General features: G+C 69.6%; 16 protein-coding genes. 8 read left to right on the top strand and 8 right to left on the bottom strand.

Annotated features, from left to right (window positions below):
- Positions 1-48 precede the first annotated feature (48 nt).
- The 3 genes from ACFQU4_RS33135 to ACFQU4_RS33125 form a co-directional block, all read right to left on the bottom strand.
- Complete coding sequence (locus ACFQU4_RS33135) at positions 49-840, bottom strand: AAC(3) family N-acetyltransferase (RefSeq protein ID WP_377500477.1); 792 nt, start codon at positions 838-840, stop codon at positions 49-51.
- A gap of 58 nt (positions 841-898) precedes the next feature.
- Entirely contained in the window at positions 899-1,855 is a 957-nt protein-coding gene (locus tag ACFQU4_RS33130; protein ID WP_377500475.1) for a TIGR03557 family F420-dependent LLM class oxidoreductase, read from the bottom strand.
- A 68-nt stretch (positions 1,856-1,923) separates the two neighbouring features.
- Positions 1,924-2,907 (bottom strand): CorA family divalent cation transporter, encoded by a 984-nt coding sequence (locus tag ACFQU4_RS33125; protein ID WP_377500473.1) that lies wholly within the window; start codon positions 2,905-2,907, stop codon positions 1,924-1,926.
- A gap of 113 nt (positions 2,908-3,020) precedes the next feature.
- On the opposite strand from ACFQU4_RS33125, the gene ACFQU4_RS33120 reads away from it, so the two are divergent.
- The 4 genes from ACFQU4_RS33120 (at position 3,021) to ACFQU4_RS33105 (ending at position 4,985) form a co-directional block, all read left to right on the top strand.
- Positions 3,021-3,260 carry a hypothetical protein gene (locus tag ACFQU4_RS33120; RefSeq protein WP_377500471.1) on the top strand — a complete coding sequence of 80 codons (240 nt, stop codon included), beginning with the start codon at positions 3,021-3,023 and terminating at the stop codon, positions 3,258-3,260.
- Between the two features lie 63 nt (positions 3,261-3,323).
- Positions 3,324-3,875 (top strand): hemerythrin domain-containing protein, encoded by a 552-nt coding sequence (locus ACFQU4_RS33115; RefSeq protein ID WP_377500469.1) that lies wholly within the window; start codon positions 3,324-3,326, stop codon positions 3,873-3,875.
- A gap of 10 nt (positions 3,876-3,885) precedes the next feature.
- Positions 3,886-4,710, top strand: coding sequence for an endonuclease/exonuclease/phosphatase family protein (locus ACFQU4_RS33110; RefSeq protein WP_377500467.1), 825 nt, complete (start codon positions 3,886-3,888; stop codon positions 4,708-4,710).
- A gap of 74 nt (positions 4,711-4,784) precedes the next feature.
- A complete protein-coding gene (locus ACFQU4_RS33105) occupies positions 4,785-4,985 on the top strand; it encodes a CsbD family protein (RefSeq protein ID WP_377500465.1) in 201 nt (66 codons plus the stop codon).
- Positions 4,986-5,084: 99 nt separating this feature from the next.
- On the opposite strand, the gene ACFQU4_RS33100 is transcribed toward ACFQU4_RS33105, so the two are convergent.
- On the bottom strand, positions 5,085-5,480 hold the full coding sequence (locus tag ACFQU4_RS33100; RefSeq protein WP_377500463.1) for a DUF6766 family protein: 396 nt from the start codon (positions 5,478-5,480) through the stop codon (positions 5,085-5,087).
- 343 nt (positions 5,481-5,823) lie between these two features.
- Complete coding sequence (locus ACFQU4_RS33095; RefSeq protein ID WP_377500462.1) at positions 5,824-6,075, bottom strand: Prokaryotic metallothionein; 252 nt, start codon at positions 6,073-6,075, stop codon at positions 5,824-5,826.
- 131 nt (positions 6,076-6,206) lie between these two features.
- Here ACFQU4_RS33095 and ACFQU4_RS33090 point away from each other — a divergent pair, with 131 nt between their 5' ends.
- Together ACFQU4_RS33090 and ACFQU4_RS33085 are read left to right on the top strand one after the other, a co-directional pair.
- Positions 6,207-7,382: a zinc-dependent alcohol dehydrogenase gene (locus ACFQU4_RS33090; protein WP_377500460.1), complete on the top strand. Its 1,176-nt coding sequence runs from the start codon at positions 6,207-6,209 to the stop codon at positions 7,380-7,382.
- Positions 7,383-7,567: 185 nt separating this feature from the next.
- The gene (locus ACFQU4_RS33085) at positions 7,568-8,014 is read left to right on the top strand and encodes a DinB family protein (RefSeq protein ID WP_377500458.1); all 447 of its coding nucleotides are present in this window, start codon (positions 7,568-7,570) and stop codon (positions 8,012-8,014) included.
- A 34-nt stretch (positions 8,015-8,048) separates the two neighbouring features.
- On the opposite strand, the gene ACFQU4_RS33080 is transcribed toward ACFQU4_RS33085, so the two are convergent.
- Together ACFQU4_RS33080 and ACFQU4_RS33075 are read right to left on the bottom strand one after the other, a co-directional pair.
- Entirely contained in the window at positions 8,049-8,699 is a 651-nt protein-coding gene (locus tag ACFQU4_RS33080; RefSeq protein ID WP_377500456.1) for a GAF and ANTAR domain-containing protein, read from the bottom strand.
- A gap of 188 nt (positions 8,700-8,887) precedes the next feature.
- Positions 8,888-9,328, bottom strand: a complete 441-nt coding sequence (locus ACFQU4_RS33075; RefSeq protein ID WP_377500454.1) for a CBS domain-containing protein — start codon at positions 9,326-9,328, stop codon at positions 8,888-8,890.
- Positions 9,329-9,460: 132 nt separating this feature from the next.
- On the opposite strand from ACFQU4_RS33075, the gene ACFQU4_RS33070 reads away from it, so the two are divergent.
- Positions 9,461-10,030, top strand: a complete 570-nt coding sequence (locus ACFQU4_RS33070) for a type 1 glutamine amidotransferase domain-containing protein (protein WP_377500452.1) — start codon at positions 9,461-9,463, stop codon at positions 10,028-10,030.
- 15 nt (positions 10,031-10,045) lie between these two features.
- Here the strand turns inward: ACFQU4_RS33070 and ACFQU4_RS33065 are convergent, their stop codons facing one another.
- Positions 10,046-10,228, bottom strand: a complete 183-nt coding sequence (locus ACFQU4_RS33065) for a hypothetical protein (RefSeq protein ID WP_377500450.1) — start codon at positions 10,226-10,228, stop codon at positions 10,046-10,048.
- Positions 10,229-10,358: 130 nt separating this feature from the next.
- On the opposite strand from ACFQU4_RS33065, the gene ACFQU4_RS33060 reads away from it, so the two are divergent.
- Positions 10,359-13,358, top strand: coding sequence for a DUF222 domain-containing protein (locus ACFQU4_RS33060; RefSeq protein ID WP_377500448.1), 3,000 nt, complete (start codon positions 10,359-10,361; stop codon positions 13,356-13,358).
- Positions 13,359-14,013: the final 655 nt, after the last annotated feature.

Raw genomic sequence — 14,013 nt, 5'->3', positions numbered from 1 at the left:
AGGCCGTGCCGGCGCGGCCGTCCACGTGGTTTCCGGTGGCGCTGATCATCAACGAGACGTGGCCTGGGGGCCGGAGGGGACCGAGCGCCGGGCGGCATCGCATTCGGCACAGTGATCGTCCGGCCCGTGCAGGAACAGCAGCGGATCGTTCCTCAGCCGGGGTACGACGGCGTCGACGATGTCCCGGGAGCGGACCAGGATGGCGCGGGCCTGCCCCACGGTGCCGACGGTGATCTTGTCGGCCAGCCAGTCCTCGACCAGCGCGAACCGCTGGCAGCAGTGATCGTTCTCTCCGAACTCGACCCGCACCGGCCGGCCGTCCCGGAGGACGGTGCAGGACTTCGGCAGCCGGTACGGCACGTCGGCGATCAACTCGGCCAGGTGGAGCGTCGTGTTCGCGGTGTGGTCGACGCCGAGCAGCAGCACCAGCCCGTCGAGGTCGTACACCCGGCCGACCGGGCTGGCCGGCGTGTGCGGCGGCAACGGCAGCGGATCGGCGGTGATCTTGTCCGCGGCCGGGCCGGCCGCGGCGAACGCCATCGGATGATCACTGCGCAGCACCCCGGGTTGCCGCCGGAACGTCTCCGCCACGACACCGAGGTCGGGATCGGCCGGGGTCCGGGCCGGATCGAACGGCTCGTCGTCGTCGCCGGTCCAGGACGGCATCACCAAGGTGCCGTCCGTACCGACCGCCGACCGCAGCGCGGCGATCAGGCCGGTCGGGCCGTCCTGCACCGGGCGCACGGCCCGGAACGAGGTGTGCACCAGCAGCACCCCTCCCGGCCGCACCCCGAGGTCCAGCACCTGTGCCGTGAGCTCGGCACGGCTCGTCTCGCTCATCCCCGCAAGGTAATCCACGCCGCGACCGCGCCCGGGACCACCCGGCAGCCGGCGCGGATCAGGCCGCCCGCACCTCGGGCAGCACCTCGTCCCGATAGAAGTCGATCATGGCTTCGTAGTGCGGCCCCATGTTCGACACGTACAGCTCGTCGACGCCGGCCTCCCGGTATTCCTTGATCGCCGCCAGGTGGGCCGCCGGGTCCGGGCCGCACGGGACCGATGCGCGGGTCGACTCCTTCGTGACCAGGGTGGACGCCTGCTCGAAGTGCCGCGGCGAGGGGAGCACCTGGGCCAGTTCGCCCGGCAGACCGGCGTTCGCCCAGAGCCGGTGCGCGATGTCGACGCCCTCGTCCTGGGACGGGGCGTAGCAGACCTTCAGCCCCGCCTGGGCGGGCTTGCCGCCGCTGCGCTCCTTGAACCGGCCGATCAGTTCCCGGTCGGGCGAGGTCGTCGCGAACCCGTCGCCGATCTCGGCGGCGACGTCGGTCGCCTCGGGCCCGAACGCGGAAACGTAGATCGGCGGCGGCTGGTCCGGCCGGGTGTAGATCCGGGCGGTGTCCACGGTGTAGTGGCGCCCCCGGTGCGAGACGAACTCCTCGGTCCAGAGCCGCCGGATGACGTGGACGGCCTCGGCCAGCATCTCCAGTCGTACGTCGACCGTCGGCCAGGGGCCGCCGAGCACGTGCTCGTTCAGCGCCTCGCCGGAGCCCACGCCGAACCGGAACCGGCCGTGCAGCAGGACGGCGCTGGTCGCCGCGGCCTGGGCCATGATCACCGGATGGATCCGTACCGTCGGGCAGGTGACGGCCGTGGTCACCGGCAGCCGGCAGACCTGGCTGATCGCGCCGATCAGGGACCAGACGAACGGACTCTGGCCCTGGGCGTCGTTCCACGGATGAAAATGATCACTGATCCAGAGCGCGTCGAAGCCGGCCTGCTCGGCGAGCCGGGCCTGGTCGATCAACTGGTCCGGGGTGTGCTCCTCGGTGGAGAGGAAGTAGCCGCACCGCATCATGACCTCCTCGGGTCCTCGGGTGGTCGAGACCTTTCAGGTATCCGGCCGGGGTGCCCGCCAAACCGACGTCAGATCCAGCGCCGGCGCTTGAAGATCAGATAACAGGACACGTCGGCGACGATGATCACGACCGCGACCACGGCCCAGCCGAACTGCGACTCGACCAGGGGAAGGTTCTGGAAGTTCATGCCGTAGAGGCCGGCGATCAGGGTCGGGATCGCGAACAGGGCGGCGAGCGCCGAGATGGTCCGCATGTCCTGGTTCTGCCGGGTGGCGACGTTGCTCTCGTGGCTGGAGATCACCGCGTCGATGGACCGCGAGTGATCATCGGCCATCGCCGCCGTACCGGCCAGCCCGTCGATCAGGTGTTCCAGGTACGGATCGAGCCGCTCCCGGTCGACCGCGAGCTCGGAAAGATGATCACGTCCGCTCTCCAGCGCCGCGTTGAGGCCGGACACGGCCCGGTCGACGTGGCCGATGTTCTGCCGGATCCGGTAGATCTCGTGCACGTCCTCCCGGGTGTCGGCGTCGAAGACATCGCTCTCGATCCGTTCCAGGGCGGCCTCGATGTCGGCCGTGGCATGGGTGTAGCGGGTCGTGACGTCGGCCATGATCGCGTAGGCGGCCGCGGCCGGCCCGTCGCCCACCTCGTCCCGGCGGTCGTCCAGCACCGCCTCGAGATCGGTCGGCTCGTTCCCGTTGGAGTGCTGGACCGTGAGCAGCCAGTGGGCCGCCAGGAACAGGAACAGCTGGCTGACGGCCAGGACGCCGTGCTCGGGCACCAGGTCCCAGACCACCACGAACAGGTGGTGCTGGTAGCGCTGCACCTTCGGCTGTTGCCGGCCCGACAGGGAATCCTGAACGGCCAGCGGATGCAGCCGGAGCGGTTCGCGGAGGACGTCGAACTGTTCCCGGTCCGGATCGGTCAGGTCGATCCAGGCGAGTCCGTCGCATCCCTTGGCGCAGTCCAAAGCCTCGGCGACCTCGTCGAGACCGTGCTTCGCCACGACGGCGCCCTCGGCGTCGAGGACCAGGATGCGTTGTTCCGACATGTCGGTTACCTACCCACGTGGCCGTACCGGCAACCCGGCCCGTCTTTTCTGTGTGACGCCGGCGGTGACTGGGTATTTCCAGGAGTCCGAGGCGGCACGGTAGGGAGGCGATCATGAAGACGGAACTACGGAAATGTTCGGTACGTGAGCAGCTGCTCGAACTGAACCGGATCGAGGAGCAGATCCTCGCCACTCGGCTCTACGAAGGGCACGAGACCGGCTGCGGCGCCGTCAACCCGGACCTGGTCGAGCTGGCGGACCGGGAGCGGGCGATCACGGTCGAACTCGCCGGGCGCCGGCCAAGCCTGAAGGAGTGGTTCGCGCACCGGCTGCTGGACGTCAGCCGGACCTGAGCCGGCGTTTGAGCCGGCCTCCGCCGGGTACTGCGAGGCCAGTCATCACGAGAGGAGCCGGTCATGCCGGACCAGGACGTCGTCGAGTTGATCATGAACGACCACCGCGAGGTGGAGCGCCTCTTCGAGGCCCTGCGGACCCGGCCGGCGGACCGGCCGCTGCTGATGCCGCAACTGGCGTCGCTGCTGATCGCGCACAGCCGGGCCGAGGAGTCCGAGGTCTACCCGGTGGCCCGGGACGAGGCCGGCGAGACCGAGGAGGTCGCGCACAGCCAGGAGGAGCACGAGCAGGCGGACGCCCTGCTGGGTGAACTGTCCCGGCTCGACCCCGCCGGCGCCGCGTTCGACACCAAGCTCGAGGAGTTGATCAAGGGCGTCACGCACCACGTCGAGGAAGAGGAGTCGACGGTGCTGCCGGGCATCCGGGAGCGGCTGTCCGAGGCCCGCCGGGCCGAACTCGCGCAGGCGTTCAGCGAGGCACGGGCCGCCCATCTCGGTGATCAACCCGGCGGCGAGACCCGCGAGGAACTGGTCCAGAAGGCGCAGAACCTCGGCGTGGACGGGGCCGGCTCGATGACCAAGGACGACGTCAGGGAACAGCTGCCCAGGCCGTAGGAAGGAACCGATGCCGACCCGTACCGAAGGGCCGGAACGGCTGCGGTTGGTGACCCTGAACACCTGGGGGACCCGAGGCGACTGGCCGCGACGGCTGGAGATCTTCCGTTCGGGATTCGCAGGCCTCGACGCCGACGTGATCACGCTCCAGGAGACGATGCTGGGCCCCGACGTCGATCAGGCCGCAGCCGTGCTGGGACCTGGCTATCAACTCGTTCAGCAGCAGGTACGGGAGCCGGACGGGCAGGGGATCACGACGGCGAGCCGGTGGCCGGTCGGCCGGGTGTCCGAGGTCGACCTGCACGTCACCGACCGTACCCACGACTTCGCCTGCACCTGCCTGATCACCGAGATCCTGGCCGCGCCGCCGATCGGCCGGGTCTGGGTCGCCAACCACTTCCCGGACTACCAACTCGACCACGAGTACGAGCGCACCCTGCAGACCGTGCTGGTCGCGCGCGAGCTGGAACGGCTGGCCCGCGAGGCACCCGGTCACGTCGTCGTGGCCGGCGATCTCGACGCGGACTCCGCCGCGGACAGCCTGAGGTTCTGGACCGGCCGGCACGTGATCGACGGGATGAGCGTCTGTTACCGCAGCGCCTGGGAGTCGTACCGGCCCGGCGAACCGCTGACCACCTATCCGCCCGACAATCCGTGGTCCGTCGACCCGGACTGGCCGTTCCGCGGGATCGACCACGTCCTGGTCCGCTGCGACCGGCACGGTCCGACCCTGGCCATCGAGCGGGCGGAGCGCTGCTTCGACCGCGGCCCTACAACAGCCAGCGACCACTACGGCCTGGTCGTCGACCTGGCCGCACTCCCGGACCGGGCCTGACCCCCGTTTCGGCCCGATCGGGATCGGGTACGACGAGGATTCAAGGAAGCATCGACGACGAGAAGGAGGGTTCGATGAGCTTCGCGGACAAGGCCCGAGAGAAGGCCGATGAGGTTGCCGGCAAGATCAAGAAGGCCGCCGGTGACGCAGCCGACGATCCCGGTCTCGAAAGGGAAGGCCGGGACGAGGAGATCAAGGCGAAGGCCAAGCAGGCCGGCGAGCAGTTGAAGGACGCCGCCGACAAGGCCAGAGAGCGCATGAACGACCGGCACTGACCCTCAACCGGTACTGACCCACTGTGGGCGGGTGGTCACGGACAGTTCCGTGGCCACCCGTTCGTCTGTTCGCTCGCGGTCCGGCGGATGCGCTCCGGGTCAGTCCTCGCCGTGCTTCTCCAGCCGGTCGTTGATCAGGTCGACCTTCGCCTCCAGCCGTTCCATGTCCTCGGCGTCGACCTTGAAGATCAGGTGCTTCGCGCCGAGCAGCAGAATCGCCTGGAACACCAGCTGCAGCCACTCGCTCTGCCAGTTCTCGAACGTGCTGGCGAGGAAATTCGGCCAGAACTCGGCCCAGGAGAAGGGTTGCTGGTGCTGGGCCTGCACGCTGCTGAACTCGCTCACCTGCATGAAGAACTGGCCGACCCAGGAGCCGAGGAACAGAATGATCAACACGTAGACCGCGCCCCAACGACGCAGGGGCTTGTTCCGTCGGCGCTGGGCGTCCTGCGAGAGCGGGACCCCGGATTCGGTCGTCGGTCTGTTCATGATCATGGAATACCCCGCCCTCGCCGGCGGCAAACCCGGGCAAAGACCGGCCCTCCAACGGACGGCGCTGGAGGGCCGGTCTCCTTGCGGCGGGCCGCGGCGGACACGGACACCGCATGCAATCGGGCGGGTGGTCCGGTCGCCGGTGCGAGGCGGCGCCGAACCAGCCAAGGACGTGCTGGTACCCGGTCCGGGCCGGCGTCAAACCTCGAACCGGTCCCGAACTTCGAACCCGTCCCGAACTTCGAACCGGCCCCGAACTTCGAACCGGCCCCGAACCTTGGTCGGCCGTGAACCTTGGTCGGGCTCCGACCTTGATCAGGCCCGACCTTGATCGGCCCGCGGCGGTTCAGGCGAGCGCGGCCTCGGCGTTGTCGCTGACCCCGGCGACCCCGGATTCCCTGGCACAGTGGGCACAGCAGAACATCGTGCCGCCGGCCTGGATGCCGTGGCCGACGATCCTGCAGTCGCAATGCCCGCAGCGCGGCGCCACGCGTTCGATCGCACACTCGAAGCTGTCGAAGGTATGGGTGCCGGAGTCGCTGGTGATCACCGTGAAGGTGAACGGGTAGTCATTGCCGCAGGTGTCGCAGACGGCCATGGTGAACTCCTTCCGTTGGGCGCTCCTCCGGCCTCAACTACCCGGTACGGCAGCCGGTCAAACCCGGTTGGCCGGCCGCGCGGCCGGGTACCCCTCCGGTGTCGACGACCCACGAGGAAGGGAGTGCCGTCATGCGAGCCGTGACCTGGCAGGGCCGGCGGAAGATCACGGTGGAGGAGGTGCCGGATCCCGTACTCAAGGAACCGGATGACGTGATCATCTCCGTCACCGGGACCGGCATCTGCGGCTCGGATCTGCACCTGTACGAGGTGCTCGGGCCGTACCTGACGCCGGGAGACGTCCTCGGTCACGAGCCGATGGGGGTGGTCGAGGAGGTCGGCTCCGCCGTCACGAAACTCGAGGTGGGCGATCGGGTGGTGGTGCCGTTCACCATCGCCTGCGGGACTTGCTGGATGTGCCGGAACGGGCTGCAGTCGCAGTGCGAGACCACCCAGGTCCGCGAGTACGGCAGCGGCGCGGCCCTGTTCGGCTACTCGAAGCTGTACGGCTCCGTGCCCGGCGGCCAGGCCGAGCGACTGCGGGTCCCGTTCGCCGACTACGGGCCGATCCGGATCGACGGCAGCGCGCCCGATGATCATTATCTGTTCCTGTCCGACATTCTGCCGACCGCCTGGCAGGCGGTGGAGTACGCCGACGTCGACCGCGGCGGCTCGGTCGCCGTACTCGGCCTCGGGCCGGTCGGCCAGTTGATCACCCGGGTCGCTCAGCACCGGGGACTGCAGGTCGTCGGCGTGGACCCGGTGCCGGAGCGGCGGGTGGTGGCCGACCGGCACGGCATCACGACGCTCGACCTGACGAAGGACGTGCTGGACGACCTGCGCGACCGTACCGACGGGCGCGGGCCGGACGCCGTGATCGACGCCGTCGGACTCGAGGCGCACGGCTCACCGGTCGTCAAGGCCGCGCACAACGCGTTGGGGCTGCTGCCGGGGCGGCTCGCCGAGCCGCTGCTGGACCGCGCCGGGCTGGACCGCACCGCCGCACTCCGGCTCGCCATCCGCGCGGTGCGCCGCGGCGGCACCCTGTCGCTGGCCGGCGTCTACGGCGGCGAGCTCGATCCGCTCCCGATGCGCGAGCTGTTCGACAAACAGCTCCAGGTCCGGATGGGGCAGTGCAACGTACGGCGCTGGACCGACGCGCTGATGCCGCTGGTCGAGGATCCGGCGGATCCGCTGAGTCTCTCCTCACTGGTCACGCACCGGCTGCCGCTGGACGAGGCGCCCGCCGGCTACCAGCTGTTCCAGCGCAAGGACGACGGCTGCCTCAAGATCATTCTCGAGCCGTGACCGTACGGCTCGGATTCGATGGTGCCGAGTGGGTACCAGGACGGTAGGCCGGCCGGACCCCCGGGTGCTCCGGGCCGGCCGAGGTTGCGGCGGTTGAGTCCACAGCCGTCGCAACCGTCTCCTGCGGCGCAGGGGCGGCGTTTGGGCCAGCACCTGGGCGGGGCGTTCCGTGCGACCCTGTGATCATGAGTGAGCTCGACGCCCTGCTCGCCACGCTGCACAGCCTGCGCACCAGCGCGCTGGACAGGCTGGCCGGGCTCAGTGAGGAAGACGCTCGACGCAGCACCGTGCCGTCAGGCACCAATCTGGCCGGCCTGGTCCAGCACCTCACGTTCGTCGAAGCCAAGTGGATCGAGCAGATCGTCGGCGGCCGCAAGCCCAGCCGCGGTAAGCGATCGATGCTGGTCGACCCGTCGGTGTCGCTGCGCGCGCTGCGCGCCGACTATCGAGCCGCCTGGGACACCAGCGACGCGATCATCCGCGAGCTCGGCGATCCCGCGGCGCCGATCACGTACCAGGGCAAGACCCGCGATCTGCGCTGGGCGATCCTCGCCGTGATCGGCGAAACCGCCCAGCACACCGGCCACGCGGACATCATCCGGGAACAGCTCGATGGCAAGACCGGCCGCTGACGGTCCTTCACTCGAGCTCGCCGCCGGGCGTTGGTCACCCGGGTTCTTGGCCGTCCTCGAGGCCTGGCAGCGCGCGCGTTTCGATCAGTTGGATCGCGATCAGGCGGAGCTTGGTGTTGGTGTCCTGCGAGTAGCGGCGCAGGACGGCGAAGGCCCGGTCGGCGTCGATGCCGTACCGCTCCATCAGGATGCCCATGGCCTGCCCGACCAGCTTCCGGGCGTCCACCGCCTCGGCGAGCGTCGCCTGCTGGCGGCTGCCGGCGACGGCGATCGAGGCGTGCCGCGCGACGATGTGGGCCACCGCGGCGTCGTCGGTGTCGAACGAGCCCGGCTCGGGATGCCCGGCCAGCAACAGGCCGGCCGGCCGCTGCCCGATCCGGAGCCGGACCAGCAGGAGGCTGCCCACCCCGTGCGCGAGGTCGGCCGGCGGCCAGTCCGGCCAGCGGCGCTGGACGCTGAGATCGCCGACCACGACGGCCGAGGGCGACTCGAACGCGTCGGTGATCGGACCGGTGTCCGTGACCACGAGTCGGACCAGGGCATCGCCGTTCTCGGTGGTCGCCGCGACCTCGAGGCGTTGCGGATTCTGTCCGAGCAGGATGGCCGCGGTGGTGGCCCCGAGCGCGTACCGGGCGAACTCCGCGACCGCCTCGACGGTCTCGGCTACGGATTCGGCCTCGTGCATGTCGGTCAGCTTTCCCAGGACCTCGGGATCGAGCGACTGGTGGGGATCGCCTTCGGCCAACCTGACCCTCCTCGTGGACGTGTCGACCGCAGGCGGATCGCGGCGGACTCCGGGCGCGCCCTCCCGGCCCGGGTGCGGTGCTCGCATCTTCTCGCATCCCGGCCCGGATCACCACCAGAACTGAACGATCAAGCTTGAGCGGTGTCCGGCTCGCGGGTGGTGGACACGTCGGCGAGGCAGCGCCCGACCAGTTCCGGCGGGAGCGCTCGGGCCACGTCCGCCTGGGACACCATCCCGACCAGGTCGTGGCCGGAGATCACCGGCAGCCGGCGGACCAGATGCTGCGCCATCGTGCGCAGGGCCTCCTCGGCCGGCGCGTCGGCGTCGACGGTGATCGGCTTGCCGCGGGCCAGTTCCCCGGCCGTCACGGTCGTCGGGTCGGCCCCCTCGGCCACGCACCGCACCACGATGTCGCGGTCCGTCACCATGCCCTTGAGCCGGTTGTCGGTGCCACAGATCGGCAACGACCCGACGCCGAGATCGCGCATCAGGCGCGCCGCTTCCGCCAGCGGTTCGCGCTCGCCCACACAGCGGGCCTCGGGCGTCATCAGTTCTCGAACAGCGAGCATCGGAATCTCCTCCAAGATCACGGCTGGTGTCCGAACCCGTACCCCCTGGCCGGGCCACCCAAACGGCAGCCGATTAGCCCCCGCCTGGCCGGGTACCTGTCCGGAACCGGAAGTCGACGGAGGAGGAAGAACGTGTCCGACCAACTGCGAGACCGCAAGATCGCGATCCTGGCCACTGACGGGGTGGAACAGATCGAGTACGAGGAGCCGCGCAAGGCCGTCGAAGCCGCCGGGGCGACCGCGACCCTGGTGTCGATCAAGGACGACGAGATCCAGGCGATGCACGGCGATCTCGACCAGGGCGACCGGTTCCCGGTCGAGGCGGCCGTGGTCAACCTCGCGGCGGAGGACTTCGACGCGCTGATCCTGCCCGGCGGAACGATCAACCCGGACCGCCTCCGGACCGATCCGCACGCGGTCGACTTCGTCCGCGCGTTCGCCGAGGCCGGCAAGCCGATCGGCGCGATCTGTCACGGGCCGTGGACCCTGGTCGAGGCCGGCGTGCTGACCGGGCGGACCGTCACCGGCTATCCCAGCATCCGTACCGATCTCGAGAACGCCGGTGCCGTGGTGGTCGATCGCGAAGTGGTCACCGACCGCGGGCTGGTGACGAGCCGGAACCCGGGCGACCTGCCCGCCTTCTGCAGCAAGATCATCGAGGAGTTCACCGAGGGCCGGCACCCGGTCCCCGCCGCTCATTGAGATCTGCCGTCTTGCTCATCGGGTTTCGGGTACGTCGCGGAGCCGATGATCATGACGGTCGGGGCGCGGGTCAGCCGTGCTCCGGCGGCGAGCAGCGTCACGGCCGGCCAGGGCGCCGAGCGGGAACAGTCCCATGATCAACACCGTCGCGGTCGAGTTGACCGGGTCGAGCTTGCCGGCGGATAGGCCGATGATCATCGGCACCCGTCGACGAACCCGGCTGGGCAACGGGGAGCGTCGGCGCGGCACGGACCGGCGCCGCCGATCCGCCGATGATGATCCGCCCGGCCACGAGAGCTGACGGACCGAGACAGTTGCGATCGATGTCTTGGCTCCCGGGCCTGCGTCGACCGGGTCCGAGTGTCAGTGGTCGCCGTTAGCGTTCTTCATACAGGTAAGAGGAATCTGGGGGAGAGCGATGACCATCGTGACACGCGAGGAGCCCGGCGCCGTGCCGGACGAGGTTTCGCCGCTGAGTCGGGAGGCGGCCGAGGAACTGGCGGGCCGGATCTGTGCCCATGCGGCCAGGCAGGCCCGCGACAGCTGTGAACTGTTGATCTTGATCGGCGAGTTCGACGCCGGCCAGGGCTGGGGCTGGTCGCAAGGCTTCAAATCGGTCGCCCACTGGCTCGCCTGGACCTGCTCGATGACCCAGGCCACCGCCCGCGAACACATCCGGGTCGCGCGGGCGTTGCGGCGGATGCCGACGGTGACCGCGGCGTTCGGCGCCGGAGAACTATCCTACTCGAAAGTACGAGAAGTCACCCGGGTGGTCGATGTCGTCGACGAAGCCCAGCTCTGCCAACTCGCGAGGTATGCCACGGCGTCCCAGCTGGCCCGGATGATCTCCAGCTACCGCGCCGCCGCCGGCACCAGGGTCCGGGCGGAGAGTCGCCGGCTGTTCCGGCTGGTGGCCCGGGACGGCGACCCGCTGACGGGTATCACGGGTCGCCTCCCCGCCGAAGAGGTCGCGATCGTGACCGCGGCCCTGGAACGGGCCAGGGATCTCAACAGCACCCCACCCGGCACGATCGACCGCGATTCTGCACAGGCCGATCCCGATGAGCACGACGCCACTCCGCCCTACACCGACGCGGACGCGTTCCTGGACGTGTGCCGGCACTACCTGGCGACCGCGGTCACCGAGGATGAATCGGGCGAGGACCGCACCCTGGTGATCATCGAAGTGGCGGCCGAACAACTCGCCCTCGCCGACGTTCCGGCTGGTGTGACCACCCGAGAGCACCCGGTCGCGCCCGGACAGCTCGTCACGGTCGAGCTGAACGACGTTCCCGCGGGAACGCAGCACCCGTACTTCACCACCCGGACCGCCGATACCAGCGAGCCCTCCGCGGGAACGGGTGTTTGGCCGACGATCATCTCCCCGGCCGTACGAGACGGAGACGTTCCCGCGGGAACGCCGCAACCGGCCGGCATAGCGCCCTGGATCGCCGATGCAGATTCGGTTTCCGCCGGGCTGGGTAGTCGGTCGGCCATCTCGTCTCCGGTCGCGCGGAGCGGAGACGTTCCCGCGGGAACGCCGCAGCCGGCCGGCATAGCGCCCCGGATCGCCGATGCAGATTCGGTTTCCGCCGGGCTGGGTAGTCGGTCGGCCATCTCGTCTCCGGTCGCGCGGAGCGGAGACGTTCGCGCGGGAACGCTGCAGCCGGCGAGCCAGGATTCCCGGATCACCGATGCGGCTGTGGTTCCCACGGGAACGGGTGGTCGGCCGGTGATCACCGCCCCGATCGCCGACATGGGTTCCGCGGACAGGGGGGAGGGGCCGATGATCACCTCCTCGGTCGGGCGGGACGGAGGCGTTCCCGCGGGAACGCGGCAACCCGCGGGCATCATTTCCCAGATCGCCGATGCAGGCGAGAGTTCCGTGGGAGCGGGACGTTGGCCGACGACCGTCTCCCCGGCCGCGCCAGACGGCGGCGGTCCCGCGGGAACGGGTGGTCGGTCGATGATCATCTCCCCGGCCGCGGGGAACGGAGACGTTCCTGCGGGAACGCAGCGACCCTCCAGCCTCACTTCCCGGTGCGCCGCTGAGGATGCGGTTCCCCCGGTAACGCCGCAACCGGCCACGACCACGTCTCCAATCGCCGACCCGGTGGACGTTCCCGCCGCGACGGCCGGTCGGTTGACCATCACCTCCCCGGTCTCGCGCAAAGGAGACGTTCCCGCGGGAACGCCGCATCCGGCAGGGATTCCTGCGCCGATCGCCGACCCGGTAGACGTGCGTGCCGCGACGGACGGTTGGTCGACCACCACGTCCTCTCCGGTCTCGCGGGACGGAGGCGTTCCCGCGGGAACGTCGCAAGCGGCCGGGATTCCTTCGCCGATCGCCGACTCGGTGGACGCTCCTGCCGCGAGGGACGGTTGGTCGACCACCACCTCCTCTCCGGTCTCGCGGGACGGAGGCGTTCCCGCGGGAACGTCGCAAGCGGCCGGGATTCCTTTCCCGATCGCAGATCCGGTAGACGTGCGTGCCGCGAGGGACGGTTGGTCGACCATCACCACCTCCTCTCCGCGCTGGCGCAACGGAGACGTTCCCGCGGGAACGTCGCAAGCGGCCGGGGTCCCTTCCCCGATCGCCGACCCGGTGGACGTTCCCGCGGGAACGCGTCCAGGCACAGCGGACCGGGCCGACAGGTCGGAGTTCCAGCGGCCGACGACATCCCGCCCGGTCAACCGGGAGTCGAGCTTGCGGGCTCAGGTGTGCACGGTCCGTGGGGCAGGGCCGGTCGAGCCGCAGACCGCGCAGCGCATGATCTGTACCGGGTCGATTCTCGGTGCGATCGTGGACCGGCACGGTGACGTCCTCGCCCTCGGCCGGACCCGACGCCTGGTGTCGAAACGACAACGCCGCGCCCTGCTCATCCGCGACCAGCTGTGCCAGTTCCCCGGCTGCTGGCGAGACCGGCGCCTGCAAGCCCACCACAGGGTGCCCTGGTCCCACGGCGGCACCACCGACCTGGCGAACTTGATCTTGCTCTGCGGATTCCACCACACGGTCGTCCACGAAGGTGGCATCACGATCACCCGCCGCAACGGCGCCCCCTACCTGGGTGCGCGGACCGGCGATCCTGGCTGGCGGTTCCTGCTCCCCGGCGGGCAGCCCGTCGCTGAAACGGGCTGGCGGGTGAGGACAGCCGACCAGCTTGTCCGAGATCTCTCCACCGCCCACCCGTCCGGCCCGAACGATCATGATCATCCCGACGCCACCACGATCCGCACCATCGGCGGCGGTGAAGGGTTCAGCCTGCACAACTGTGTCGAAGCCCTGTTCAGCATGACCGTGGACCAAGATCACGCTGCCGCCTGACCCCGCCCAGGTCAAGGCCAGGAAGATCATCGAGGCCGACTGCAGGAGCCAGAGGTTGGTCAGCGCACTCCCTGCTGATGCCAGCTTCTGGTACTGGCGTTCGACGGACCTGCCGAGCATGGATCGCGAGCACATGACCGCTGGTTGGGTGACCGTGCCGGTCCCGTGGTTGCTGCCCAGTCACCAGACCGTCATCGGGGTTCAGACCGATCGTTGCGCCGCAATGATCCGCACCATTGGTGGTGGCGAAGGCTTCAACTCGCAACTGTGTCGAGGCACTGTCCAGCATGACCATGGACCAAGATCACGGAGCCCGCGGCCTGGCCTGGACACTGGTCCACACCAGGAAGATTGACGGGGTCGAGGCGACAGGAACGAGAGATTGCCCAGCGCACCCGCCGCCCGGTGACTCGGCTCCGACGCCCGTGTCCGACGGCCCTCTGGCACGGATCACGAACAGCGTGACCGGGGGAGCGCGACCCGTGCCCGGCCGGCGGTTGCGGCAGGAGTCATCGAGGAACGGGATCGGGTTCAGACCGATCGTGACGCCACAACGATCCGCACCTTCCGCAGCGGCGGTGGCTGGCTCCCATTCGCGCCAATGCGTCGAAACCGTGTATCGCATGGCCATGGACCAAGATCACGACGAAGCCTG

The sequence above is a fragment of the Microlunatus sp. GCM10028923 genome, from assembly GCF_042666975.1.
GTDB lineage: Bacteria > Actinomycetota > Actinomycetes > Propionibacteriales > Propionibacteriaceae > Microlunatus.
Note: the sequence above shows the minus strand (reverse complement) of the source record. Positions and strands in the feature narration are given on the sequence as shown.